Origin of the sequence: Mycobacterium branderi (assembly GCF_010728725.1) — a bacterium.
GTDB classification, from domain to species: domain Bacteria; phylum Actinomycetota; class Actinomycetes; order Mycobacteriales; family Mycobacteriaceae; genus Mycobacterium; species Mycobacterium branderi.
Map to the genome: position 1 here is coordinate 88,075 of NZ_AP022606.1, position 25,130 is coordinate 113,204.

28 protein-coding genes are annotated in these 25,130 nt (G+C 65.2%); 18 read left to right on the forward strand and 10 right to left on the reverse strand.

The window, feature by feature from the left end; all coding sequences use genetic code 11:
* Window positions 1-33 precede the first annotated feature (33 nt).
* Window positions 34-819 carry a 2-keto-4-pentenoate hydratase gene (locus tag G6N47_RS00635; protein WP_083129732.1) on the reverse strand — a complete coding sequence of 262 codons (786 nt, stop codon included), beginning with the start codon at window positions 817-819 and terminating at the stop codon, window positions 34-36.
* A complete protein-coding gene (locus tag G6N47_RS00640; RefSeq protein ID WP_083129733.1) occupies window positions 816-1,451 on the reverse strand; it encodes a TetR/AcrR family transcriptional regulator in 636 nt (211 codons plus the stop codon). Before G6N47_RS00640 ends, G6N47_RS00635 begins: the two co-directional genes overlap by 4 nt.
* Window positions 1,452-1,534: 83 nt before the next feature.
* Here G6N47_RS00640 and G6N47_RS00645 point away from each other — a divergent pair, with 83 nt between their 5' ends.
* The 5 genes from G6N47_RS00645 (at window position 1,535) to G6N47_RS00665 (ending at window position 6,444) form a co-directional block, all read left to right on the forward strand.
* Complete coding sequence (locus tag G6N47_RS00645) at window positions 1,535-3,058, forward strand: bifunctional 3-(3-hydroxy-phenyl)propionate/3-hydroxycinnamic acid hydroxylase (protein WP_083129734.1); 1,524 nt, start codon at window positions 1,535-1,537, stop codon at window positions 3,056-3,058.
* A complete protein-coding gene (locus G6N47_RS00650) occupies window positions 3,055-3,927 on the forward strand; it encodes an alpha/beta fold hydrolase (protein WP_083129735.1) in 873 nt (290 codons plus the stop codon). Before G6N47_RS00645 ends, G6N47_RS00650 begins: the two co-directional genes overlap by 4 nt.
* Entirely contained in the window at window positions 3,924-4,922 is a 999-nt protein-coding gene (locus G6N47_RS00655) for a VOC family protein (protein ID WP_083129736.1), read from the forward strand. The genes G6N47_RS00650 and G6N47_RS00655 overlap by 4 nt, the downstream gene beginning before the upstream one ends.
* 12 nt (window positions 4,923-4,934) lie before the next feature.
* A complete protein-coding gene (locus G6N47_RS00660) occupies window positions 4,935-5,966 on the forward strand; it encodes an amidohydrolase family protein (RefSeq protein WP_083129737.1) in 1,032 nt (343 codons plus the stop codon).
* Between the two features lie 61 nt (window positions 5,967-6,027).
* On the forward strand, window positions 6,028-6,444 hold the full coding sequence (locus G6N47_RS00665) for an EVE domain-containing protein (protein ID WP_083129738.1): 417 nt from the start codon (window positions 6,028-6,030) through the stop codon (window positions 6,442-6,444).
* Here G6N47_RS00665 and G6N47_RS00670 read toward each other — a convergent pair.
* Complete coding sequence (locus tag G6N47_RS00670; RefSeq protein WP_083129739.1) at window positions 6,439-7,038, reverse strand: TetR family transcriptional regulator; 600 nt, start codon at window positions 7,036-7,038, stop codon at window positions 6,439-6,441. The two genes, G6N47_RS00665 and G6N47_RS00670, sit on opposite strands and share 6 nt — an antisense overlap.
* Window positions 7,039-7,120: 82 nt before the next feature.
* On the opposite strand from G6N47_RS00670, the gene G6N47_RS00675 reads away from it, so the two are divergent.
* Genes G6N47_RS00675 through G6N47_RS00690 form a run of 4 tightly spaced genes read left to right on the forward strand, consistent with a single transcriptional unit; the run spans window position 7,121 to window position 11,002 of the window.
* Window positions 7,121-7,951, forward strand: coding sequence for a mycofactocin-coupled SDR family oxidoreductase (locus tag G6N47_RS00675; RefSeq protein ID WP_083129740.1), 831 nt, complete (start codon window positions 7,121-7,123; stop codon window positions 7,949-7,951).
* On the forward strand, window positions 7,948-8,751 hold the full coding sequence (locus G6N47_RS00680) for a mycofactocin-coupled SDR family oxidoreductase (RefSeq protein ID WP_083129741.1): 804 nt from the start codon (window positions 7,948-7,950) through the stop codon (window positions 8,749-8,751). Before G6N47_RS00675 ends, G6N47_RS00680 begins: the two co-directional genes overlap by 4 nt.
* Window positions 8,748-9,551: a carboxymuconolactone decarboxylase family protein gene (locus G6N47_RS00685; protein WP_083129742.1), complete on the forward strand. Its 804-nt coding sequence runs from the start codon at window positions 8,748-8,750 to the stop codon at window positions 9,549-9,551. The genes G6N47_RS00680 and G6N47_RS00685 overlap by 4 nt, the downstream gene beginning before the upstream one ends.
* Window positions 9,548-11,002 (forward strand): aldehyde dehydrogenase family protein, encoded by a 1,455-nt coding sequence (locus tag G6N47_RS00690; protein ID WP_372517490.1) that lies wholly within the window; start codon window positions 9,548-9,550, stop codon window positions 11,000-11,002. The genes G6N47_RS00685 and G6N47_RS00690 overlap by 4 nt, the downstream gene beginning before the upstream one ends.
* Here G6N47_RS00690 and G6N47_RS00695 read toward each other — a convergent pair.
* Together G6N47_RS00695 and G6N47_RS00700 are read right to left on the reverse strand one after the other, a co-directional pair.
* Window positions 10,995-11,834, reverse strand: a complete 840-nt coding sequence (locus G6N47_RS00695) for a mycofactocin-coupled SDR family oxidoreductase (RefSeq protein ID WP_083129744.1) — start codon at window positions 11,832-11,834, stop codon at window positions 10,995-10,997. The genes G6N47_RS00690 and G6N47_RS00695 overlap by 8 nt on opposite strands.
* A gap of 63 nt (window positions 11,835-11,897) precedes the next feature.
* Window positions 11,898-12,443 carry a TetR/AcrR family transcriptional regulator gene (locus G6N47_RS00700; RefSeq protein WP_232080291.1) on the reverse strand — a complete coding sequence of 182 codons (546 nt, stop codon included), beginning with the start codon at window positions 12,441-12,443 and terminating at the stop codon, window positions 11,898-11,900.
* 135 nt (window positions 12,444-12,578) lie between these two features.
* Between G6N47_RS00700 and G6N47_RS00705 the strand changes: the two genes are divergently transcribed.
* Both G6N47_RS00705 and G6N47_RS00710 read left to right on the forward strand, forming a co-directional pair.
* Entirely contained in the window at window positions 12,579-13,871 is a 1,293-nt protein-coding gene (locus G6N47_RS00705; protein ID WP_083129746.1) for a cytochrome P450, read from the forward strand.
* A gap of 22 nt (window positions 13,872-13,893) precedes the next feature.
* Window positions 13,894-15,096: a cytochrome P450 gene (locus G6N47_RS00710; protein ID WP_083129747.1), complete on the forward strand. Its 1,203-nt coding sequence runs from the start codon at window positions 13,894-13,896 to the stop codon at window positions 15,094-15,096.
* Here G6N47_RS00710 and G6N47_RS00715 read toward each other — a convergent pair.
* Together G6N47_RS00715 and G6N47_RS00720 are read right to left on the reverse strand one after the other, a co-directional pair.
* Entirely contained in the window at window positions 15,076-16,407 is a 1,332-nt protein-coding gene (locus tag G6N47_RS00715; RefSeq protein WP_083129748.1) for an amidohydrolase family protein, read from the reverse strand. The two genes, G6N47_RS00710 and G6N47_RS00715, sit on opposite strands and share 21 nt — an antisense overlap.
* 12 nt (window positions 16,408-16,419) lie before the next feature.
* Window positions 16,420-16,974 carry a pyridoxamine 5'-phosphate oxidase family protein gene (locus G6N47_RS00720; RefSeq protein WP_083129749.1) on the reverse strand — a complete coding sequence of 185 codons (555 nt, stop codon included), beginning with the start codon at window positions 16,972-16,974 and terminating at the stop codon, window positions 16,420-16,422.
* 155 nt (window positions 16,975-17,129) lie between these two features.
* Here G6N47_RS00720 and G6N47_RS00725 point away from each other — a divergent pair, with 155 nt between their 5' ends.
* Window positions 17,130-17,726: a TetR/AcrR family transcriptional regulator gene (locus tag G6N47_RS00725; protein ID WP_232080087.1), complete on the forward strand. Its 597-nt coding sequence runs from the start codon at window positions 17,130-17,132 to the stop codon at window positions 17,724-17,726.
* Window positions 17,727-17,753: 27 nt separating this feature from the next.
* On the opposite strand, the gene G6N47_RS00730 is transcribed toward G6N47_RS00725, so the two are convergent.
* Window positions 17,754-18,191, reverse strand: a complete 438-nt coding sequence (locus G6N47_RS00730; RefSeq protein ID WP_083129751.1) for a type II toxin-antitoxin system VapC family toxin — start codon at window positions 18,189-18,191, stop codon at window positions 17,754-17,756.
* The gene (locus tag G6N47_RS00735) at window positions 18,188-18,442 is read right to left on the reverse strand and encodes a ribbon-helix-helix protein, CopG family (RefSeq protein ID WP_062539743.1); all 255 of its coding nucleotides are present in this window, start codon (window positions 18,440-18,442) and stop codon (window positions 18,188-18,190) included. The genes G6N47_RS00730 and G6N47_RS00735 overlap by 4 nt, the downstream gene beginning before the upstream one ends.
* A 66-nt stretch (window positions 18,443-18,508) precedes the next feature.
* On the opposite strand from G6N47_RS00735, the gene G6N47_RS00740 reads away from it, so the two are divergent.
* Window positions 18,509-19,507, forward strand: a complete 999-nt coding sequence (locus G6N47_RS00740) for an acrylyl-CoA reductase family protein (RefSeq protein WP_083129752.1) — start codon at window positions 18,509-18,511, stop codon at window positions 19,505-19,507.
* Here the strand turns inward: G6N47_RS00740 and G6N47_RS00745 are convergent.
* A complete protein-coding gene (locus G6N47_RS00745; RefSeq protein WP_083129753.1) occupies window positions 19,504-19,986 on the reverse strand; it encodes a hypothetical protein in 483 nt (160 codons plus the stop codon). The two genes, G6N47_RS00740 and G6N47_RS00745, sit on opposite strands and share 4 nt — an antisense overlap.
* 158 nt (window positions 19,987-20,144) lie before the next feature.
* On the opposite strand from G6N47_RS00745, the gene G6N47_RS00750 reads away from it, so the two are divergent.
* Genes G6N47_RS00750 through G6N47_RS00770 form a run of 5 tightly spaced genes read left to right on the forward strand, consistent with a single transcriptional unit; the run spans window position 20,145 to window position 25,121 of the window.
* Window positions 20,145-21,236 (forward strand): homogentisate 1,2-dioxygenase, encoded by a 1,092-nt coding sequence (locus tag G6N47_RS00750; protein ID WP_083129754.1) that lies wholly within the window; start codon window positions 20,145-20,147, stop codon window positions 21,234-21,236.
* Between the two features lie 12 nt (window positions 21,237-21,248).
* Window positions 21,249-22,424, forward strand: coding sequence for an alpha/beta hydrolase (locus G6N47_RS00755; protein ID WP_372517509.1), 1,176 nt, complete (start codon window positions 21,249-21,251; stop codon window positions 22,422-22,424).
* The gene (locus G6N47_RS00760) at window positions 22,421-23,620 is read left to right on the forward strand and encodes a CaiB/BaiF CoA transferase family protein (RefSeq protein WP_083129756.1); all 1,200 of its coding nucleotides are present in this window, start codon (window positions 22,421-22,423) and stop codon (window positions 23,618-23,620) included. Before G6N47_RS00755 ends, G6N47_RS00760 begins: the two co-directional genes overlap by 4 nt.
* Window positions 23,617-24,510 (forward strand): hydroxymethylglutaryl-CoA lyase, encoded by an 894-nt coding sequence (locus tag G6N47_RS00765; protein ID WP_083129757.1) that lies wholly within the window; start codon window positions 23,617-23,619, stop codon window positions 24,508-24,510. The genes G6N47_RS00760 and G6N47_RS00765 overlap by 4 nt, the downstream gene beginning before the upstream one ends.
* On the forward strand, window positions 24,510-25,121 hold the full coding sequence (locus G6N47_RS00770) for a TetR/AcrR family transcriptional regulator (protein ID WP_083129758.1): 612 nt from the start codon (window positions 24,510-24,512) through the stop codon (window positions 25,119-25,121). Before G6N47_RS00765 ends, G6N47_RS00770 begins: the two co-directional genes overlap by 1 nt.
* The last annotated feature ends 9 nt before the right edge of the window (window positions 25,122-25,130 follow it).

A 25,130-nucleotide genomic window follows, 5' to 3' on the forward strand; every position in this document is an offset into this window, starting at 1 on the left:
AGTGAGGTCAAGCTCGGTACCCATGGTTTTGCCTTACGTGAAGCTCAGCGACACCGCGCCGAGGCCGCTGATGGTGGCGGCGACGTCGTCGCCGGGGTGTACGAACGGAGCACAGGTGATCGATCCGGAGATGACGAATTGCCCGGGTAGGATCTCGGTGCCGAAGGGTGCCAGTGCGTTGGCCAGCCACGCGACGGCCGCGCCCGGATCCCCCATCACCGCAGTGCCTAGACCCGTATCTATTTCGGATCCGTTGAGCCACAACGATGCCCGCGCACTGGGAAGGTCAAGCCTCTCGTAGGGCATCCAGTTACCGAGGACGACGGCGCCCGAGCTGGCGTTGTCGGCGACGGTGTCGGGCAAGGTCAGTTTCCAGTCGGCGATGCGGCTGTCGACGATCTCGAGCGCGACGGCGACCGCTTCAGTTGCCGCTTGTACGTCATCGACCGTGACCCCGGGTCCACGCAACGGCGCACGGAGCAGGAAGGCGACCTCGGGCTCGACCCGCGGCGCGCAGAATTGAACGGCCGGCACCGCCGATCCGTTGGCGAGCACCATGTCGTCGAGGAGGTGGCCGAAGTCGGGTTCGTCGACTCCGAGCAACGTTTGCATGGACTCGGAGGTGAGGCCGATCTTGTGGCCCACCAGTACGCGCCCGTCGCGGAGCCGGCGTCGCAGATTGACCTGCTGGATGGCATAGGCATCGGCCACGGTTAGCCCCGGATGGCGCTCAGTGAGCGGACCAATCGGCGTTCGACTGGTTTGGGCCGCATACAGCAGATCGGCAGTCTCTTGGATCACGTTGCGTGTCAGGGTCATTGGCTGGCGCTCTCGGATAGCAGCCGCGCGGCGGTGTCGTAAAGCGCGTGGGCATGCAATTCGAACAGCGCGATCAGGTCCACAGCGTCGCCGCCGATCTCCTTGGCGATGAACAGCCCGTCGGCGCCGGCAATCGCGTAGGTGACCAGTTGGTCGATCTGGGCGTCGGTGAGCCCTGGGCCGAGTTCCGCCAGGGTGGCGGCAAGCTGATCCCGCGTTTGCGCCCGGACTTGGAGGAACATCGCCCGCGCTCGCGGCTCGACCGGGCGGCGTTCCAGCGCCAGCATCAGCCCGAGGCGAATGAAGTCGGGCGAGTCCAGCAGGGCCTTCGCGATTTGCATCGCCATGCTCACAACGCGGTCATCTGCGGCGCCTTCGTCGGGGACCTGCCAGGCCTTCAGCCAGCCGGCGAAGCTGCGCTCGATGACCGCGGCGATCAGGTCGTCTTTGTCCTTGAAGTGCCAGTAGATGGAACTGGCAGGCAAGCCGCACTTGGCGCTGACCAGTGCGATGCTGGTGCCTTCATAGCCACGCTCCGCGGCGATCTCGGTGGCGGCATCGAGGATTCGCTCACGCGACAATGCCCCGTCGGCCCGCTGCCGACGGCGCTTCGGCTGGTCCTTTGGTGCCATTCAGGTCTCCTCTTGACTCCGTAGTGATCGCTACATTACCGTAGTGATCACTACAGAACAAGCCCTCGACGACGAGAGACATCGTGACCACTTCAGATAGCTATGACGTAGCGGTGATCGGCTACGGGCCCACCGGTGCCACCGCCGCGAACCTGTTGGGCCAGGCCGGCCTGAAAGTCGTTGTGATCGAGCGTGATTCCGATGTGTATGGCCGCGCGCGGGCGATCTCGACCGACGAGGAAGTGATGCGGATATGGCAGTCCGTCGGTCTGGCGGACCGATTGCAGCAGGACATGCTGCCTGACCGCCCGCTGAATTTTGTCGACGCCGACGGTGTGCCGTTCATCGACTTGAAGATCGCTCCTCGCGGCGCGGGGCATCCGCCGCAACAGTTCTTGTATCAACCCGCGGTCGACCACGTCCTGCGCGAGGGGGTGCAGCGCTTCGCAGGTGTCGATGTGCTCTTGGAGCACGAATGCCTGCGCGTGCTGCCTAAGGGCGACGAGGTCGAGCTCATGCTGGCCGACTTACGTACCGACACCTTCAAGCGGTTTCGCGCGTCTTATGTGATTGCCGCCGACGGTGGGTCCTCGCCAACCCGCGGCCAGCTAGGCGTCGGCTACACCGGGCGCACCTACGCCGAGCGTTGGGTCGTCATCGACACCAAGGTCCTCAAGGAATGGGACGCCCACGACCGGTTGCGGTTCCACTGCAATCCGGCCCGGCCGACGGTCGACTGTCCGACGCCGCTCGGCCACCACCGCTGGGAATACCCCGCACGCACAGGCGAAGACGATGACGAGCTGCTGCGCGAGGAGGCCATCTGGAAAGTGTTGGAAGATCAGGGCGTCACCCGCGAGAACGTCAAGATCCTGCGGGCCGTGATCTATAGCCACCACGTCCGTGTCGCAGACCGCTGGCGGGTCGGCCGCGTGTTTCTGGCCGGGGATGCCGCGCACGCCATGCCGCCATGGATCGGCCAAGGTATGTCCGCCGGAGTCCGCGACGTCGCCAACTTGTGCTGGAAACTAGCCGCCGTCGTCCAGCGACGAGCGCCCGAGTCGCTCCTCGACTCCTATCAATCCGAACGCAAACCCCACGTCATCGAGGTCACCCGGCGGGCGTGCTTCGCCGGCCGGATCATCACCGAGCGCAATCGAGCCATCGCCGCGGTGCGTAACCATGTATTGCGGGCGCTCACCCGCCTGCCCGGTCTGGACGTCCGCGTTCAGCGACTGACCTGGATCCCCGACGCCCGCTACCGAGAAGGTTTCTTCGCAGCACCCACGCACCCGGCCGTCGGATGGCAGATCCCACAGCCGTGGGTGACGGACGCGACCGGCGCCACCGTTCGCCTCGACGACGTCCTCGGTGGGCGGTGGACGCTCCTGCATGTCGGTGAGCTCCCGGCGGGCGCGCACCCTTGGGCCGACCTGGGCGTCCCATCTCTTCAGATCACCGAACCCATACTGGTCGATTGGCTACGACGAAAGAAGGCCGCAGCCGTCGTACTGCGGCCCGACGGATTCATTTATGCCGCAGCCGAATCCGGTCAACCGCTGCCCCTACCGCCCGACATCCGCATCGCGACTGAGGCCACCGCATGACGGCCTACAAGTTGACCGAACGCACCATCACCGTCGCCGGCAAGCCGATCTTCGTAGCCGAAACCGGCAGCGGGCCCGCCGTGGTCATGCTGCACGGCGGCGGGCCCGGCGCCTCCGGTGTTTCCAACTACTCCAGCAACATTGACGCGCTCGGGGCACGCTTCCGGCTGATCGTGCCCGACATGCCGGGCTACGGCCGATCATGCAAAGGCGTCGACCAGGACGACCCCTTCGGCTACCTCGCCAACATGATCCGCGGCATGCTCGACGAACTCGGTATCGACACAGCACATTTGGTCGGCAACTCTTACGGTGGCGCGGCCGCGCTACGACTAGCGCTGGACACTCCGCACCGTGTCGAGAAGCTGGTGCTGATGGGTCCCGGTGGCATCGGCACCACACGCGGTGTCCCGACTGCCGGGCTGAAGAGCCTGCTGTCGTACTACGGTGGCGACGGACCGAGCCGCAGCAAATTGGCAGCGTTCATCCGCAATTACCTTGTCTACGACGGGGCTTCGGTTCCGGACGAGCTGATCGACCTGCGCTATAAGGCCTCGATCGATCCGGAGGTGGTGACGAATCCACCGCTGCAACGCCCTTCCGGGCCGACGGCGCTGCGAACCCTCTGGCGCATGGACCTCACTCGGGACTCCCGGCTCAAGCAGCTGCGGACACCGACCCTGGTGTTGTGGGGTCGCGACGACAAGGTCAACCGGCCGACCGGCGGACCGATGCTGCTCAACCTGTTACCCAACGCCGAGTTGGTCATGACCTCGCACACCGGCCACTGGATGCAGTGGGAACGCGCCGAGCTCTTCAACAAGCTCGTCACCGAATTCCTCAGCTCACCTTCGGTTTTCGACCAATGAGCATCTTCGGCAAGGTGCACCTCGGCTACGTCGTCATCGAAACGGACAAGTTCGCGGACTGGCGCCGTTTCGGCCGCGACGCCATCGGCCTGCACCTCGACGAGACACTATCCGACGTGATCCGATTTCGCCTCGACGAAAACGAATGCCGCTTCCTCCTGCGACGCGGCCCGGCCGAAGACGTCACAGCGCTGGGTTGGCAACTCGACGACCACAACACCTTCGACGAAGTCATCGCGCGGGTCACCCGGCAGGGAGCGCCCGTGACCGAAGGCACGGCGGAGGAAGCCGCGCTGCGAGGCATCGAGCGGCTGGTGCGATTCCCGGGACCCAACGGGCTGGCACAGGAAGTCTTCACCCGGGCTCGAGCCGGTGAGACCCCGTTGAACATGCGCGTCGGCGGCGGTTTCGTCACCGGCGAAGCCGGGATCGGACACGTCGCGGTCACGACGAAAAACCCACACCAGGTACGTGGCTACTACGACACGGTGTTCGACGCGCGCCTGTCCGACTACATCGACGAGACGATCAGTGGGCTCAAGTTCAAAATCCGGTTCCTGCGGGTTAATCAGCGCCACCACTCGATGGCCATAGCGGCAGTCAACCGACTGCCCGTCAACCCAATTCGCACCCGTGTTCAGCACCTCAACATCCAGGTCGCCGACCTCGACGACATGACGGCCTCCTATCAACGGGTCAAAGAACTCGGTTTCCACATGGCGCTGGCCGTCGGTCAGCACACCAACGACCGTGAGCTGTCCTATTACGCGATGACGCCGTCGGGTTTCGAATGGGAAGTCGGGTGGAACCCGATCGTCGTCGACGAAAAGACCTGGGAACCCACCACCTATCAAGGGATCAGCATCTGGGGCCACACCCCGGAAGGTCAAACGATCATCGACAAGCTCGCTCAGTTCAAGACCGCGGCCACCTCGCTTGTACACCGCGAAGACACCATCCCGGCGCTATCCGGCACAGGAATTCCCGACGACTAACGGAAGGCGATCATGCTGCGCATCGACACCCACCACCACCTGATCCCGCCCGATTATCGAAAAGCTCTGCAGAAAGCCGGTATCGACGAAGCCGGTGGGCGCGCACTGCCCGACTGGACCGCAGAGGCGGCACTGCAAACCATGGCTGAACTTGACATCGCCACCGCCATCCTGTCGGTCTCCACTCCGGGCACGACGTTCCTGCCCGGATCCGCCGATGCCGCCAGCCTGGCTCGTGACCTCAACGACTACACCGTCGAACTCGTCGCCGCCCAACGTGATCGGTTCGGCTTCTTCGCCACCGTGCCGATGCCGCACATCGACGAGTCCGTTACCGAAACGGTTCGCGCACTGGACGAGTTGAAAGCCGACGGCGTGGTGCTCCTCGCCAACAACGCCGGCACCTACCTGGGTCAAGACGGCCAGGACCCGCTGTTCGCTGCACTGGATGCGCGCTCTGCCGTGGTGTTCATCCATCCGGCCGACCTGCCCGGTCCCACGGTTGCAGGAATCTCTCCCTTTGCCGCCGACTTTCTGCTGGATACAACTCGTGCGGCATACCTATTGGTGCGCAACGGGATCCGCCGTCGCTACCCGAACATCCGGTTCATCCTCAGCCACGCCGGCGGCTTCGTTCCGTACGCCAGCCATCGGATGGCGCTGGCCATCACCGCCGACACGGGTGCCAGCCCCGCCGACTGTCTCGACGACTTCTCCAGCTTCTACTTCGACACCGCACTGTCGTCGAGCGCCGCGGCACTGCCCACGCTGCTCGCCTTCGCCAAGCCCGGCCACATTACGTTCGGCTCGGACTGGCCGTTTGCGCCGGTTGCCGCCGGGAAGCTGTTCGCCGCCGGTCTGGAAACCTACCCCGGTCTCGACAGCGGATCGCGCAACGCTATTGAGCGCACCAACGCGCTCGCGTTGTTTCCGCGACTCGGTGCGGCGCCACAACGGATCTCACGGTCACCCATGAAACGAGTTCGGCACGAGGTAAGCCGCTCGGTGATGCGGGGCATCGCGCGGTTGACGAACGCCGGCTGAGTTATCCACAGCCCCGCCACAAGCGGACAGATGTGTCGGAGGTCCCGCCTAGCATGCGGTCATGACGAACTGGATCAATACGGTCAGCCGTGACCATGTCGAACAGGGTGTGCTCGGCCGCTTCACGCAGGCCAACCACGGCAAGCCACATATGCTGCGCAAGATGGCCCGGGGTGACTGGATCATCTTCTACTCACCGAAAACCAACTACCCCGACGGCGAGCCGCTTCAGGCCTTCACCGCCATCGGCCAAGTCGCCGATGACCAGCCGTATCAGGCGAAGATGACGCCTGACTTCGAGCCGTGGCGTCGCAACGTCGACTTCCTCGAGTGCACCGAAACGCCGATCCGGCCACTGATCGACCAACTCGACTTCATCGAGGATAAGGCTCGGTGGGGCTACAAGTTTCGCTTCGGGGTGTTCAAGATCGACGATCACGACCTGGAGGTGATCCGCTCGGCGATGACCGGCTCATGAACTAGCGCGCGACGCTTCATAACCTGCGGTCAACCGGAACACGGCGCGGTCGATAGCCGGCACGATTTCCGTCACCTCGATCTCGCCGGCGGCAAACCGTCCCACGAGCCCGTACACCAGACTCGAAACGACGGTATCGAGGTCGTGGACGAATTCGGCGTCCACATCGGCGAGCACTGCCATCGCTACCGGTAGCACGGCGTCGAAACCACGGCGGATCAGTCGCTCGCCGCCGGGCGCGGTCCGTGCCCGAAAATACGCCTCGAGCATGGCGGGATGCTGCTCCCACGGCTCGAAGATCGTGCGCAGCACCCGCATCAGCCCGGCATACAGCGACTCGTCGCTGTCGTGTGTCTGCGCCGTCAACCCGGCGTACCGGTTCTCGTCCATCCAGCAGTCGAGCGCGGCGAGGATCAGTTCGTCGCGAGTGGCGTATCGCTTGTAGATGGTGGCCAGCGACGTCCGGGCTCGCCGTGCCACTTCTCGCAGTTGTACCGCGTCGTAGCCGTCGGTTTCCAAGATGTCGACGACGACGTCGAGCACCCGATCTCGCTGCCTGGCCGATTCGTCGCTGCTCAGCGCTGCACTGGTCATTGAAATGCCCTTGCCCTCTTGGAGTAACCCGGTTACTCTACCCCGGTAACCCGGTTACCCAAACGCAACGAAGCGAGGACCGATGGGCGGTTTGGACGGCAAGGTCGCCTTCATCACCGGTGTGGCGCGCGGCCAGGGCCGCAGCCACGCTGTCCGGCTGGCCCGCGACGGCGCCGACATCATCGGCATCGACATCTGCGCGGACATCGAAGCCAACCACTACGCGATGGCCAGCCGCGAGGAACTCGACGAAACCATCGGGCTGGTCGAGGCCGAAGGCGGCAAGATGCTGGGCAGCGTCGCCGATGTGCGCGATTTCCACCAAGTCAAGGCGGCGCTGGATGCCGGGGTGGAGCATTTTGGTCGGCTCGACATCGTGTGCGCCAACGCGGGAATCGCGCCGGTGGCGTTTCGTCAGCTGAGCATCGAGGAGGAGCTGGCGCAGTGGCGGGCGGCGATCGGGGTGAACCTCGACGGCGCCTACCACACTGCCTGGGCGGCCATCCCCCATCTTCTTGCCGGCCAGCACGGCGGCGCGATCGTGTTCACCAGCTCGACGGCCGGGCTGCGTGGGTTCGGCGGTCTGCAGGGCGGCGGGCTAGGTTATGCCGCCTCCAAGCACGGAATCGTGGGGCTGATGCGCACCCTGGCGAACACGTTGGCGCCCTTCAGTATTCGGGTCAACACGGTCCATCCCACCGCAGTCCGCACCATGATGGCCGTCAATCCAGCGATGACCGAGTTCTTGGAGAGCTTCCCCGAAGGCGGTGCGCACCTGCAAAATCCGATGCCGGTCGAGATGCTGGAACCCGAGGACATCAGCGCGGCGATCGCATACCTGGTCTCCGATGAGGCCAAATACGTCACCGGGGTGACATTCCCCGTCGACGCCGGCTTCTGCAACAAATTATGACAGGACGGGTAGTCGGCAAGCGGGTCCTGATCACCGGCGCGGCACGCGGCATGGGCCGCAGCCACGCCGTACGCCTCGCGGAGGAGGGCGCCGACGTCATCCTGGTCGACATCTGCGAGTCACTGCCGGAACTGGAATACCCGTTGGCCTCCGAAGAGGATCTTGCGGAGACGGCTCGGCTCGTCGAAAAGCATGAACGCCGTGCCGTCACCAAGATCGTGGACGTGCGCGACGCGGCAGCGCTGGGGGCGACCGTCGACGAAGCGATCGCCGAACTCGGCGGGCTGGACGGCGCGGTGGCCAATGCCGGTGTGCTGACGGTGGGAACGTGGGACAAGACCACGGCCGAACAGTGGCGCACCGTCGTCGACGTCAACCTGATCGGGACGTGGAACACCTGTGCCGCGGCACTTCCGCATCTGGTCGATCGCGGCGGCAGCCTGGTGAACATCAGCTCGTCGGCCGGCCTCAAGGGCACACCGCTGCACCTGCCCTATACCGCGTCCAAGCACGGCGTCGTCGGGTTGAGCCGCGCGCTGGCCAATGAGCTTGCCGCACAGAATGTTCGGGTCAACACGGTGCACCCGACCGGTGTCGAAACCGGTATGCGCCCGCAGTCGCTGCAGAGCCTGCTCGCCGAGGAGCGGCCCGACCTGGTGCCCATCTTCCTGAACGCCCTTCCCGCGATCATGGCGGAGCCCGTCGACGTCAGCAACGCGGTGCTGTTCTTGATCTCCGACGAGTCTCGGTATGTGACGGGGCTGGAGTTCAAAGTCGACGCAGGTGTCACCCTCAGATGACGACGGAACGTTCTGAGCGCGGCCGGCGGCTGTTCACCGAGGTGATGACATTTGCGCCGCCCGATGATTCCAGTGCGACGGCAACCGGGCTGATCGACTTCGTCTTCGGCGACGTCTGGTCGCGTCCCGGACTGAGCCGACGGGACCGGCGGTTCGTCACGCTCCCCTGTGTCGCGGCCGCCGACGCCCAAGAACCGCTCGACCAGCACGTCTACGCAGCACTCAACAGCGGTGACCTCTCAATCACCGAAATACGGGAAACTGTCTTGCATTTCGCGGTCTACGCCGGCTGGCCCAAGGCGTCGCGGTTCAACATGGCCGTCGACGCGCAGTGGGACCGCATTCATCGCGAACGCGGGCTACCGGTGCCGCCCGCCGAACCACTGCTGCCGCTCACCACGCCGAGCGAGCCGGAGGCGCGGCTGGCGGGCGGCGAACACTCGTTCCGGGAGATCAACTGCGTCCCCTATGTGCCACCGCGCGACAACCCCTACTCCGGAGCGGGCATCCTCAATTTCGTCTTCGGCGAGATGTGGCTGCGGCCAGGGCTCGGCATGAAGGAACGCCGGCTGATCACGGTGACGTGTGTCGCGATTCAGGATGCGCCGATTCCGATCATGTCCCACGTCTACGCCGCGCTAAAGAGCTGCGATGTGAGCTTCGACGAAATAGACGAAGTAGCACTGCATTTCGCCGCTTACTACGGATGGCCGAAGGCCATGCACCTCAGCCAGGTCGTCGCCGAACAGAAACAACGCGTTCTCGACGAGGCCGGCAACGACGCGTCGGTGATCCGGTGATCGAGCTTCCGTCCGGTGCGCTGCTCATCGGAGACGAGCGCATAACGGGCGCCTCGGGTGGCACTCACGCGCACATCTACCCGGGGACCGGCCAGCCGAATGCCACTGTCGAGCTTGCCGGTTCCGCTGAGATCGACCGCGCCGTCACCGTTGCCCGCGACGCGCAGCGTCAGTGGGTCGGCTACTCGGTGGACCAGCGTCGCGATCTGCTGGTGGGGTTGGCAGACCTGGTATCAGAGCACGCCGCCGAGCTGACAGCGATCAACGCCTGCGATTACGGGGTGCCGGTGGCGATGGCGGGCAATTCGATCGTCACCGAGCGGTTTCTGCGTTATTACGCCGGCTACGTCGACAAAGCCCACGGGTTGAGCACCCCGGTCAGCGGCAGCTTCGACGTCAACATTGTCGAACGCGAATCCTACGGCGTGGTCGCGGTGATCACACCGTGGAACGGACCGTTGGTCGTCATCGGTTCCGGTGTGGCACCAGCTCTGGCCGCCGGTAACGCCGTCGTCCTCAAGCCATCCGAGCTGGCACCGTTGGCGCCGTTGCGCTTCGGCGAGTTGTGTCTCGAGGCGGGCCTGCCGCCGGGATTGGTCAATGTCGTGCCGGCGAAAGCCGAGGGCGGGCAAGCTCTGGTCGCCCACCCCGGGATAGGAAAGATTCACTTCACCGGCGGGCATGACACCGCCCGTCAGGTACTGCGGACCGCCGCAAGCAATCTCACCCCGGTGATCGCCGAACTCGGTGGGAAGTCGGCCAACATCGTGTTCGCCGACGCCGACCTTGATGCCGCCGCCACCCTGGCCGCGTTCCAGGGGCCGCTGACCCAGTCTGGTCAGAGCTGTGCCTGCGCGAGCCGAATTCTGGTCCAGGACAGCATCTACGAGACGTTCCTGGATAAATTCCTGACTGCGGTGCAGTCCGCGCCGATCGGCGATCCGCTGCGCCCCGACGTGCTGTTCGGGCCGGTTGTCAGCGAATCTGCAGCGACGCGGATCATGGAGGTCATCGACGACGCAATCACCCAGCGGAGCGGTGAACTCGTCGCGGGCGGGCACCGGATCGGCGATGAACTCGCCGAGGGTTTCTACATCGAACCGACCGTGTTCGCCGACGTCGACAACCGGTCTGCCTTGGCTCAGAAGGAGACATTCGGACCGGTCGTCTCAGTGATGCGGTTTCGCGACGAGAACGACGCCGTTAACTTGGCCAACGACACGCGATTCGGACTCAACGCCTTTATCCAGACGAACGATCTGCGCCGCGCTCACCGCGTCGCGCGGAGACTCGAGGCCGGCTCAATTTGGATCAACACCTTCAGCGACATCCAGCCCCAGGGACCGTACGGCGGTTACAAACACAGCGGTTTCGGTCGCACGGGCGGCCTCGAGGGGCTCTACGAATTCCTGCAGACCAAGAACATCCGCATCGGGATGCCCGCTACTTGAGCATGCTGCCCGCGTCGACGGTGACCGGAAGGCCGGTGATGTAACGGGATTCATCGGATGCCAGGAACAACACCGCGTTGCTGATGTCCGCCGGCTCGACCCATCCGACCGGCAGCACGTGCATGAATTGGGCGGCCACTTTGAGGTCGTCGGCGCCGGGGTTTTCCAGGTCCGGCCGGAACAGCTTCATCGTCCCCTCGTTCATGAACATCGGCGTGTTCACGTTGGTGGGGTGAACGGAATTGACCCGGATGAAGTGCTGGCCAAGCTCGACCGCAAAGGTCCGCATCAGGCCCACCACCCCATGCTTAGCCGCGATGTAGTGACCGGTGTGCGGGTAGGCCTTGAGCCCACCGACCGAACTGGTCAGGATGATCGAGCCGCCCTGGCCCTGGGAGATCATTTGCGGTACACCGGCTTTCACGGTTTTCCAGACTCCGGACAGGTTGACGTCGATCATGTCGCACCAGTCGTCCTCGCTGGTCTTGTGCAGGGTCTGCCCGCCGTTGCCGATACCGGCGTTGGCGCAGATGATGTCCAGCCGGCCCAACTGCTCGACCCCGCTGTCCACCGCCGCTTTCAGGGCGTCGTAGTCACGCACATCGACCTCCGCGGTCACGACGCGACGGTCAAGCCCCTTGACGAGGTCGGCGGTTTCGGCCAAATCGTCCGGCGTAGACGGCGGAATCTCGCTGCTGCTGCTAATCGGCTTGCAGATGTCGACCGCGATGATGTCCGCGCCTTCCTGGGCCAGACGCACCGCGTGGCTACGCCCCTGGCCTCGGGCCGCACCGGTGATGAACGCAACCTTGCCCTCGACTCGTCCGCCCATGCCCGCACCTCGCTAATTTATTGGTCGATCGATCAGGAAGCGTCGCACTAATCGGCCGGAGTGTCAACCGTGTGCCGATGCGGGCGCCTTGAGCAGGTCCAGCTGGCGTTCGACGAATGCGCGCAACTCGTCGTGCCCCTGGGTGACACCGACGGCGCTCTCGTTGCACAGGCTGCGGGCCGTCTGTGTGATCAGCATCGAGATCGCGACCGGTGGATACTCGGCGATATCGATTCCGTTGGCCCGCAGCACCATGGTCACCGCGGCGGTCTCGATGTCGCGCACGCGTTCGGCGTATGCCTTGAGTTCAGCGCCGATTGCCTTGCGGTGGTTGGCCAAAGCCATGAACTCGGCGTTCAGCGTTGTCGCGGCGGGATCGCTGTTCAGCAGCCAGAGCGCGTGGATCGGATCGTCGTCGGTCAACACGGCGCGCATCCGCGTCAACGCCGCCTCCGCGCCGGTGCGCAGCACTTCCACGAACAGGTCGTCCATCGTCGGAAAGTAGTAATAGACCAAGGCTTGCTTGACGCCGGCCTCGGCGGCCACCCGACGGGAAGTGGCTGCGGCGTAGCCTTCTTCGCGCATGACCCGGGCTGTCGCCTCGATCAGCTTGCGGCGCGCGCTCACCTCGCCGTTCTTCTTGCTCCGCGGACTCGCGGATTTGCTTGACCGTCGGCTGCGATCCGTGGTAGGCATACCTCATCCTACCAATTTGGTCGATCGATCAGTGAAGGGTTTGAGCTCATGACCGATCTGGCCGACGTCGACTACTTCACCGACGCCGACATTGCGCAAGACCCGTACGCGTACTGGGATTTTCTGCGCAGTCAGGGGCCTGTGTTCCGGGAGCCGCACTACGGGGTGGTGGCCGTCACCGGCTACCAGGAAGTGCAGGCGGCGTTCAAAGACGTCGAATCGTTCTCTGCAGTCAACGCGATCGGCGGCCCGTTTCCGCCGCTGCCGTTCATGCCGGAGGGCGACGACATCACCGACCAGATCGAAGCACATCGCCACGAATTCCCGATCTTCGAGCACATGGTCGTCATGGACCCACCTGAGCACGACAAGGCGCGGTCGCTGTTAGGCCGTCTGCTGACTCCTCGCCGGCTGCAGGAAAACAAGGACTACATCTGGCAATTGGCAGACCGGCAGCTCGACGAGTTCGTCGGCAATGGCCGATGCGAATTCCTCGGGGAATACGCCAAACCGTTCGCGACGCTGGCAATAGCCGATCTGCTCGGGGTGCCCGACGAGGATCGCGCGGAGATTCGTCGCAACCTGGGAGCCGGGACGGCGCCCGGCACCAGGGTCGGCGCCCTCGATCACGAGCCCGTCGGCAGCAATCCCCTGCAGTACCTTGACGATCTGTTCAGCGGCTACATCGCCGAGCGGCGAGAACGGCCCCGCGACGACGTGCTCACCGGCCTGGCCACCGCTACCTACCCCGACGGTTCGACGCCACCGCTGCTGGAAGTGGTCAGACCGGCCACCTTTTTGTTCGCCGCCGGACAAGAGACCGTGACCAAGCTGCTGAGTTCGGCCGTGCAGGTTCTCGGTGACCAACCCGAGTTGCAGGAGCGCCTGCGCGCCGACCGGAACCTCGTCGGCCCGTTCATCGAAGAGGCCCTGCGCATGCAGAGCCCCACCAAGGTCGACTTCCGGCTGGCACGCAAGACCACCACGCTGGGCGGGGTGGATATCCCGGCTGGCACGGTGCTCATGCTGTGCCTGGGCGCGGCCAACCGCGATCCGCGGAAGTTCGACGATCCCAACGAGTTTCGGGTCGACCGGAAGAACGTACGCGAGCACATCGCCTTCGGCCGCGGTATTCACACCTGCGCGGGTGCCCCGCTGGCCCGAGTCGAAGGGCACGTCACCATCAACCGGCTCCTCGACCGGACCCGCGACATCGCGATCAGCGAGGCCAAGCACGGCCCGGCCGGCGACCGTCAATACCACTACGCACCGACCTTTTTGCTGCGGGGACTGACCGAGTTGCACATCGAGTTCACCCCGACAGGTACGCTACGTCAGTAACCTGGTTACAGGAGAAGTGCTCATGACCATCTCCAACGAGACCGACGTCTACTACGACCCCTACGACGTCGGCATCGTCGCCAACCCCTATCCGGTGTACGCGCGGCTTCGTGAGGAAGCGCCGATCTACTACAACGAGCGCTACGACTTCTGGGCGCTGTCACGGCATTCCGACGTCGAGAAGGCGCTGGCGAACTGGGAAACGTTCTCCAACAGCCGCGGCGACATCCTCGAGCTCATCCAATCTGATTTCGACATGCCGCCCGGCGTCATGATGTTCGAAGACCCGCCGATGCACACGATGCTGCGCGGCCTGATGTCGCGGGTCTTCACGCCGCGACGGATGGCGGCGATCGAAGACCAGATCCGCCGATACTGTGTGGGCTGTTTGGACCCGCTGGTCGGCTCCGACGGCTTCGACATCATCGCCGAACTGGCCGCGATGATGCCGATGCGGGTGATCGGAATGCTGTTGGGCATTCCCGAGTCTGACCAGATCAGCGTGCGCGACGCCAACGACGCCAATCTGCGCACCAAGGCAGGCGCGCCGATGAAGGTGGCCGACCCGGACCGGATTGCCGACGGGCGCATCTACTCCGACTACATCGACTGGCGGGCCAAGAACCCTTCCGACGACTTGATGACCGCATTGCTCAACGTCGAATTCGAAGACGAGCACGGCGTGACACGCAAGCTGACCCGCGACGAGGTGCTGCGCTACACCCAGGTCGTCGCGGGTGCGGGCAACGAGACCACGGGACGGCTCATCGGCTGGCTGGCCAAGGTGTTCGCCGAGCACCCCGACCAACGCCGCGATGTATTCCAGGACCGCTCGCTGCTGACTCGCGCCGTCGACGAGACGCTGCGCTTCGAACCGACCGGGCCGCACGTCGCCCGTTGGATGGCAAGGGATTTCGAGTGCTACGGAACGACGGTGCCGGCCGGCAGCGCAATGCTGCTGCTGTTCGGTGCGGCCAACCGGGACCCCCGCCGATTCAGCGACCCAGACACGTTCAACATCCACCGCAACGACGGCTCACACCTCACCTTCGGTAAGGGATTGCACTATTGCCTGGGCGCGAACCTGGCCCGCCTGGAAGGCCGGGTCGCGCTCGACGAGTTACTCAACCGCTGGCCGGAATGGGACATCGACTACCAGACCGCGCAGCTGGCGCCGACGTCGACCGTCCGCGGCTGGGAGCGGTTACGCATCGTATTGCCCTGACATCGCATTCACCTGACGGAGAAGCCGTGTGCCCGATTCCCACAGCTTGTGCTTGACCTCGTCGAGGTCTGCGTCGATCAGGGAGTGGTCACGTTTGCGCCATCGGCCTGCGATCATCACCGCTTCGATGTTGGCAAGGCTGGCGTGCAGCGCAGTGGCGACGGGATCGTGTGCGGGCCAAAGGTTCAGCGCGTGGGCGTCGATAACGACCAGGTCGGCCCGCATGCCTGGCTCGAGGCGGCCGACCTCATCGGCCAGACCCAGTGCTCGTGCGCCCTCGACCGTCGCCCACGACAGCGCCTGCTTACTGGTGACCGACGCCGTTGCGGACATCATGCCCGTCGCTTGTCGGTGTTGCTGGTGGTCGAGACCGCGCTGATGCGCCAGCGCGATCCGTGCTGCAGTAAGGATTTCGCCAGATACCGCGGTCTCGGTGTCGGTGCCCAATGATGGTGCCGCGCCATGGCACAGCAGTTGTCCGGTGATCGGCGTGCAATGGCCATGACTGAGTTCGTTTTCCGGCGTGCTGGTAAAGCTGACGCCAGCACCCACCAATATGTCGACCCAATCGACGCTCAGGCTCGCGCCATGCACAATGTTGGTCCGCGGCCCGAACAGTCCGGCGCTGCGTACGGCTTCCCACGCAGCAGCCGGCTCGCCGCCACTTTGGTGCATCGACGCGACGAGGTCGCGCTCGTCGGCGGCACGCAAATCTGCCACCGCCACCTCGGAAGTCGAGTGTTGCGGGCCGGCGATCGCCATCCCGACGGTGAGCAACTCCTGCGCCCGAGCCGGGCCGTCAAGCAACCGGTCAACCTCAGCCAGCGGATGAGGGACGTCTGGCGCACGACTCGGCGTGCCGTGCAAGAAGACGGCGCGAATGCCGGACTTCTGCAACCCTTCGACGGCGGCATCGGTGTGCTCGGGTGTGGGGTTGTTATGACACCAGTCGCCGAGCGTCGTAGTACCGCAATTGATTTGATTCAGCGCCCCTGCGAGATTGCCGATGTAGATGTCGTCCGGGGTGTAATGCTGGGCGACGACACCGTGCATGCGGTGCAGGTATTCCAACAACGTCCAGTCGGCGCCCGCCAGACGCAGGGCACTCTGCCAGGTGTGCAGGTGTGCATTGATCAGCCCGGGAATGATGACGCGACCCGTCAAGTCTACGGTTTCGACGTCGGGCCGCTCGATCTGCTCGCCGATCTCGACGATGCGGTTGCCCTCGATCAGGACATCGACGCGTTCGGCGTCGGGCCTGCGCGGCGACATCGTGATCACCTGCGCCCCACGCAACAGCGTTCGGGTCACGGGCAAGCCGCCTCAGGCCGGGTCAGGCGCGTCCCATGGGACAACGCCCGAAACCCAATGGGTGATCTGCTCTTCCTGGTCGTTGCGGTACAGGTGCCGCGGCGGCTGGGCGAACGTCGCGTAGGGCCGACAGCGAACGACCACGCGGTCCTCTTTCTCGGCCATCGCCTCGACAACCGGGCGGCCTTCGTCGGGTAGCGGTTCGCCCGACATCCGCCCGGCGACGGCCATCATCACATCCACGACGAGGTCGCGGTCGTGCTCGATCACTGCGTCGGCGTACACCTGCAGATAGGCGAAGGGCCAACGTTCGTCGAGAACGCACAAGCTCACCTTGCCGTCGCGAGCGATGACCCGGGCCTTGCCGCGTCCAGCCATTGTGGACACCAGCAACTCGCCATCGTCGGTGGGAATGTAGTACACGACCGACATGGCGGGGCCGTCGTTTTTGCGGCGGTAGCCGAAGATGCACGTGCGATGTGTGCGAACGAATTCGCGCCGCTCCGAAGGGAGCATCTCGCGATCTGTCGGAGCGGTGAATGGCTCCTTGGCAAGTGGTAACAGCATGTAAAGCGTCCTCTCAGCGCTGACCCAGAGTAATGGATACAGCGTTGCCGATATTGCGCCCGCTGTCAAGAGCCGCAATACTGGGGCCCGTGACCACCGCACAAGCTCGTCGCTCCCGCGGGCGCCCGCCGGTTCCGGTCGACCGGATTGTGGACATGGCACTGCAGATCGTGGACGAGCAAGGCGCTGAAGCGTTGTCGATGAGAACGCTTGCGCAGCGGCTGGAGTCAGGGACGGCCACGCTCTACCGCCACTTCGCCAACCGGAGCGAAGTGATCGCACGGGTCGTGGATCGCGTCTTCGGCGAGGTGGATTTCAGCGCCGAAGAGCTCGCCGCCAAGGGGTGGCAACGGGCGTGCGAGTCGTTTGCGCACGCGATGTTCGAGACGTTTCGTCGCCACCCCAACGTGACGCCGCTGCTGAGCGAGCAGGCGCCGATCGGCCCTAACGCCATGGCTCAGCGCGAACGATTGCTAGCGGTGCTGCTCGACAACGGGTTCACGCCGCAGCTCGCGGCGCGCTCGTATGCGACCCTGGCCCGCTATGTATTGGGCTTCGCGATCCAGCTCGCCGGTCACGAATTCGATGATGCGAAGCTGGCGAACCACTTTGACACGCTGGACCCCCAGGCCTTCCCGGCGACACTCACCGTGGCGGACCACCTGCCCGTGCCGTTGGACGAAGAATTCGCGCTCGGACTCGAGCTGATAGTCGACGGCCTCGCCAAGATGCGTCGCCGCGCAAGGCGGTAGGGGCACGCGCACGTTTGCTCCTAAGCTTCAAGACAGCAATGCGTCGGGCGTCGTCCAGCGTGGGCCGTCGAAGCGCCCGAAGTCGCTGTCATAGCTGACGATGCTGGCCCGGTGCTCGACCGCAAGCGCCGCCAGGTGCGCGTCGTTGACCAGGTTCCCGCCGGTGCCCACCTTGGCCAGCAACCCCGCGAGCACGTCGGAGTGCCGCGGCGTCGGATTGACCACGACAGCGCCGGGAGCATGGCACCACTCCGTGACCTGTGCCGTTGCCTCCTCTGGACGAAGCGGTGACGGAAACAGGCCGTGCTTGGTGGCGAGCCGGATGAAGGCGAGCAGCGGAACCCACGCCAGGCCGACGATATCGCCACCCCCGAGTGCGCCGTCGAGCCAACGCTGGCTGGCTGCGTGATGCTCGGCAGACGAATTCACTGCGTAGAGAAGAACATTGGCGTCGACGATCTTCATGCGCCCCGACGCTGACGGCGGATCAATTCCTCGTCTTCAAGCTCTGCGGCAACCTGGAGTGCCCGGTCAAGGTTCACCGCCGGCACACCCAGGTCGGCGGTGCGGGTCTTGAATGCGGGCGGCTTCACACGCCGCTTGGCGCCTTCGCGGATGGCATCGTTGAGGGCTTTCTTGAAGGACACGCCACGTTCCTTCATCAAGCGGTGCACGAGCGCCACCGTGTCATCGTCGAGCGTCACCGTCGTGCGCATGATGACAGCATAGCATCGAAATTATTGATGCTTTGCTGTCAGACCGGGAGGGACTAGCGTCGAACCATGGACAGCTTTCAGGCACTGATGGCCCGCAAAGAGGGCGACGACATCACCACCTCGGTCGAGACGCTCACCGCAGCCGATCTGCCGCCGGGCGACGTGACCATTCGCGTGCTGTATTCCAGCGTCAACTTCAAGGATGCGCTGGCGCTGACGCCGGGCGGCGGTGTGGTACGCGACTACCCCGTCGTGCCGGGCATCGACTTGACCGGCGAGGTCGTCGAGTCGCAGTCACCCGATTTCAAGGCCGGTGATGCGGTACTGGCGCACGGGTACCAGATCGGCACCGGCCACCACGGCGGGTACGCCGAATACGCCCGGCTGCCCGCCGACCAGGTGGTCAAGCTCGGCGCGTTGAGTCCTTATGACGGCGCGGCGATCGGTACCGCCGGCTTCACCGCGGCGATGAGTGTGCAGGCGCTCATCGACTGGGGTATGGCGACAGACGCCAGCCCGGTCGTGGTGACCGGGGCGAGCGGCGGCGTCGGGTCGGTCAGCGTGGACCTGCTCGCCGGCGCCGGTTATCGGGTGGTGGCGTCGACCGGTAAGGCCGACGCTGCGGATCGCTTGAAAAGCCTTGGCGCGGCTGAGGTTATCGGCCGGCTGCCGGACGATCCCGACGCCAAACCGCGTCCGTTGGCCAAGGCCCGCTGGGCCGCCGGGGTCGACTGTGTGGGCGGCGCGACGCTGGCCGACGTGCTCAGCGCCGTCGACTACGGCGGCGCGGTGGCCTGCAGCGGGCTGACCGGCGGCGCGGCGCTGCACACCACGGTGATGCCGTTCATCCTGCGAGGTGTCGCGCTGCTCGGCATGGACTCCGTGCAGATGCCGATCGGCCCACGCCGCGAATTGTGGGTGCGCCTCGGCAATTCGCTACGGCCGCGCCATCTTGCAGAGATCACCACCGATGTCGACATCAAGGACGTCGTCGACGTGATCGACCGGGTTCGCGCCGGCGCGTTCTCCGGTCGCGCCGTGGTTCGGGTGGCCGGCGGCTTCTAGGCTGCGGCAGAACGGGATGCGTTGCGGTAGGCAAGCACTGCCACAACACCTGACGCCAGAACAGGGCCGAGGGCCACCGCCACGTTTTGCGGCCGGTCGGCCATCAGGAACGCAGCAGCCAATGTCGTTGCCGGCACTCCCCATTGGACGGCGCCGACCAGACCGGAGCGGCCCGAGGCGGCTCGCGTCAGCCGCAGCCGCAGCCACACCGACGCGATCCCGATGATCACGGTGGATAGCACGCCGGCACCCACCCACGGACCGCGCCTGCCGCCATCGGCCATGACGGCTACACCGGTGATGAAAGTGAGAATCGCCAGTATCGGCATCGCCACTAACGCAGCCCGCAAAGTTGGCACGACAGATTCCCTGGCTGCACCGCTTCGGATGCGCGCTAATTCGGCGGTTTGCACGCCGACGGCGATGGTGAGACCGATTGCAATGGTGATGTGGGTGGCCAGCACCAATGGGTTGGGCATGCTCCGATGTCCTCCAAATTCGGCGGCGAAACTCTGCCCTTACGACGGGTGGCGGAGCCGAAAAGTTACATCCCGCGGAGTCTTGCGCCGCCCAGAAAACAAAAGTAACGTTACTTTCAGTTCTTGGCCCGCTTCGACGCCAAATCCGGGAGCCTCCGATGGAATCCTTTGTCCACCTGCGCAAAGGCAAGACGCCGCGCCGGCTGCATGCTGATCTCGACGGCCTCAAGGATGACGAGCTCGGCAGGGGCGGCTTCACGGGGCGCACGGCCAACATGTATCGCCGCCACGACCCCACCGCCTACCGCGCGCAAGGCCCGCTGCGGCCCATCGACGTGCTGACGAGCGAGCTCAAACCGAGCGACGCCACCGACGCCCACGGCGGGCCGTTGCTGATGTTCTCCAATCCCGACTGCCGTATCTCGCTGTCGCGCCGCAGCGAACCGATGCCGTTCTACGTCCGATACGTCGACGGTGACCTGCTGTGCTTCGTGCATGCCGGCGCGGGGGAACTGCAGACCGAGTTCGGGCCGCTGTCCTACCGGCAGGGCGATTGGGTGTATCTGCCGAAGGCGACGACGTGGCGCCAGCTGCCGGACAGCGAGACCACGTTGTTGATGATCGAGGCCACCGACGAGTTTCGCGTCCCGCCGCCGGGCGCGCTCGGCCGGCACTTTCCGTTCGACCCGTCGCAGGCCACCATCCCCGAGCCGGCGCCGTTAGAGGACGACGGCCGCGACGAGTACGAAGTCCGCCTTGTCCACGACGGCGGCCCGACAACGCTTTACTACCAACACAATCCGCTCGATGTAGAAGGGTGGCGCGGCGACAATTTTCCGTTCACGTTCAACATCGCCGACTACAACGTGGTGACCTCCGACAGCGTGCACTTGCCGCCCACCGTGCATTTGTTCATGCAGGCCACCGGCGTCTACGTGATGAATTTCCTGCCCAAACCCGCCGAAGGCGTGCCCGGCACCGAACGCACCCCTTGGTATCACCGCAACGTCGACTATGACGAGATCGCGTTCTTCCACGGCGGGTCCCTCTACGGCATACCAATGCCTCCAGGGTTGGTTTCCCATGCGCCGCAAGGGGTTCACCACGGCGCACCGGAGAAGGCGCGGGAGCGTGCGCGCCGCAAGTTCGACGACTTCGACAGCGTCGACTGGCAGGTGATCGCCGTCGACACCCGCCGCCGTCTCACCCCGTCGGCCGAAGTGCTGGCACACGACCTAGGACAACACTAAATGACCACAGCTATCAAACACGAGTACGACCGGATCCCGTATCTGGTTGCGTTCCAGAACAATTCCGGGGTGCGCGACGTCTACGGCGGGCTGGCCGAGCTGGTGGTGCTGGAGAGCCACCTGCTCAAGCCGCGCACCAAGCCGTCGGACACCGTGCTGGTGTTCATGCATCCGATCGGCGGCGGCGCCTACCTGCCGATGATGAACGCACTGGCCCGCGCCGGACACCATGTCATCTACTGCAACAGCCGATTCCGCGGCACCGACTCCGCGCTGCTGATGGAGAAAGTGGTACAGGATCTCGGCGAGTGCATCAAGGACGCCAAGGAGCGGCTGGGGTATGAGAAAGTGGTGCTGGCCGGCTGGAGCGGCGGCGGCTCGCTGTCGCTGTTCTACCAGCAACAGGCCCAGCACGCGACCGTGACATCGAGCCCATCGGGCGACGGACCCGACCTCACCCAGCTGGACCTGCCCGCCGCCGACGGTGTCATGCTGCTGGCCGCACACATCAGCCGGCACGGCACGCTGACCGAATGGCTGGACGCGTCGATCCTCGACGAATCCGATCCCACCAAACGCGATCCGGAACTGGACCTCTACAACCCCGACAACCCGAACCAACCGCCTTACAGCGAGGAATTCCTTGCCCGTTACCGGCAGGCGCAGATCGACCGGAACCGCCGCATCACCGCGTGGGTCAAAAACAAACTGGCCGAACTCAAGGCCGCCGGTCGCCCGGATGATGAGTTCGCATTCGTCGTGCACGGCACCATGGCCGACCCACGCTGGCTGGACCCGAGCGTCGATCCGAACCAACGCACCCCGGGAACCTGCTATCTGGGCGATCCTCAAGTGGTGAACATGAGCCCCGTCGGGCTGGCCCGCTTTTGCACGCTGCGCAGCTGGCTGTCGCAATGGAGCTACGACGACGCCAACGGCGACGGCATCGCCTGCGGACACGACATTGCCGTGCCGGCGCTGGTGATCGGCAACCTCGCCGACGACGCCTGCACGCCCAGCCACACCCGGCGGCTCTTCGAGGCGATCGGACATCCCGATAAGGAGATGCACGAAATCTCCGGCGCCACACACTATTACGCGGGACCGGACCAGCGGGACAAGCTGCGCCGGGCCGTCGACATCGTCACCGACTGGCTGGTGCGGCACGACTTCGCGGAGGCGCAGTGAGCGGACCGCTGGAGGGTCTTCGGGTGCTCGAGCTGGGCACCCTGATCGCCGGCCCGTTCGCCGGCCGGCTGCTCGGCGACATGGGCGCGGATGTCATCAAGATCGAGCCGCCGGGTAGCCCCGACCCGCTGCGCACCTGGGGCCAGGCCGAACTCGACGGGCATCACTTCTTCTGGACCGTGCACGCGCGCAACAAGAAAGCCGTCACGCTGGATTTGCGCAAGGACCGCGGGCGTGAGCTGTTCCTCGATCTCGTCGAGAAGTCCGACATCGTGGTGGAGAACTTCCGTCCGGGCACCCTGGAAAAGTGGAATCTGGGCTACGACGCGCTGCGCCAACGCAATCGAGGCATCGTCCTGGTGCGGGTCTCCGGCTATGGGCAGACCGGGCCGGACGCCCACAAGGCCGGCTACGCCTCGGTCGCCGAGGCGGCCAGCGGACTGCGTCACCTCAACGGCTTCCCCGGCGGCCCGCCGCCCCGACTTGCGCTGTCGCTGGGCGACAGCCTGGCCGGCATGTTCGCCGCCCAGGGCGCGCTGGCCGCGTTGTATCGTCGCGGTGTGAGCGGCGAAGGCCAGGTGGTCGACGTCGCGCTGACCGAATCCTGTTTGGCCATCCAGGAATCCACCATCCCCGACTACGACGTCGGCGGGGTGGTACGCGGTCCGTCGGGCACCCGGCTGGAGGGTATCGCTCCGTCGAACATCTACCGCGCCGCCGATGGCAGCTGGGTGGTGATCGCCGCCAACCAGGACACCGTGTTCGCACGGCTGTGCCAGGCGATGGGCCGCCCGGAGCTCGCCGGCGACGACCGGTTCGCCACCCACGGCGCCCGAGGCCGCAACCAGGACGAGCTCGACAAGATCATCGGCGACTGGGCAGCGCAGCGACAGCCCGGCGAGATCATCGAAACCCTCAGCAACGCAGGCGTGATCGCCGGACACATCAATACCGTCGCCGAGGTCGTCGAAGACCCGCAACTGCGGGCGCGGGGCATGATCGCCGAGCATTGGGACGAACGCGTCGAGCGCGCGGTGCTGGGCCCCGGGATCGTGCCGGTGTTCACCGAATCCCCGGGCCGAATCCGCAACGCCGGCCCGGCCCGCCCAGGACAACACAACGACGACGTCTACATCGGCTTGCTCGGTAAGACCGCCGAACAACTCGAAAGGTTGCGCGCCGAGGGGGCACTATGAGCCATGTAACCATCCGTGAGGTAGCGCTGCGCGACGGGCTGCAGATCGAGCAGCCAATCCCCTTGTCCGCCAAGCTCGAACTACTCGAGGCGATAGCCGCCACCGGGGTACGCGAGGTCGAGGCATGCGCGTTCGTGTCGCCGACGAAGGTGCCGTCGATGGCCGATGCCGCCGAGTTGGCCGCAGAACTGCACCGCTTTCCGGACATCGAATTCTCGGCCCTAGTGGCAAGCCCCAACGGCGCCAAACGGGCGGTCGCCGCCGGCCTGCCCGCGATCGAGTACGTGGTAGCGGCCTCCGATTCCTTTAGCCAGGCCAACGTCGGGCGATCGGCCGCCGAGGCCACCGCGCAGATCGCCGACATCGTGACGATCGCCCACGCTGCCGGCGTGAAAGTCGAAGTCATCGTCGCCACCGCGTGGGACTGTCCGTTTGACGGGCCCACGCCGCCACAGCGGGTCGTCGACATTGCCTCCGCTGCATGTGAATACGGCGTCGACCGGCTCTCGATTGCCGATACCGTCGGAACCGCCGCGCCCGGCCGGGTCAGTTCGCTGATCACGACACTGCGTCCGGTGATCGGAGATCTGCCGCTAGGCGGGCACTTCCACAACACCCGCGGCGCCGGGCTGGCCAGTGCCTACACGGCGGTCAACGCGGGGGTCGATCGGCTGGACTCCTCGGTCGGCGGGCTGGGGGGCTGCCCGTTCGCGCCCGGTGCCACCGGAAACATCGCCACCGAGGACCTAGTCTACCTGCTGACCGACAGCGGAATCGACGTCGACGTCGACCTGGAGAAGGCGATCGCCGCCGCTGAGGTCGCGAGATCGGCAGTCGGCCACGATCTTCCCGGCGCGCTGCTACGCGCCGGCGACCGGAAACGTGTCTGATGCCGACTGAGGCACTGAGCGCGAAGGGCCGCCAGACCCGCCAGGCGATCGAGCAGGCGGCGCGCAAATTGTTCGCCGAGCGCGGCTTTCACGGCACCACCCTGGCCGACATCACCTCCGCGGCGGGCAAGTCGCCGGCAGTGTTCTACCGGTATTTCGCCGACAAGGAGGACCTGCTGGCCGCGCTGGCGGAATCGTTTCTGCACGACGTGGTCGCACCGTCAGGTCTCAGCCTTTCACTACCCGAATCGCCCTACGACACCGTATTTTTCACGTCGGTGGTGACCGGCTACTGGAATATGTTCAAGCAGAATATCGGCATCATGATCGCGGTTGCGCAGCTGGCGGCCACCCAGGAACGATTCGCCGCCGTACAGAACGAGTTTCGGCGCTTCGGAATGGACATCGTTGCCGCCTCCGTACGCCGCGCCCAAGAGCAGGGATATTCGCACGACCTTGATCCCAGGCACACTGCTGCGGCGATCGCGTTGCTGTTCGAGAACTTCACTACGGTGTTCGTGGGCCCGTCGGGACTGGGCCTGGAAATGAGCGACGAGGACGCCATCGCCACCCTGTCGACGATCTGGAAGAAGACGCTCTACGGCACTTGAGGAGAGATC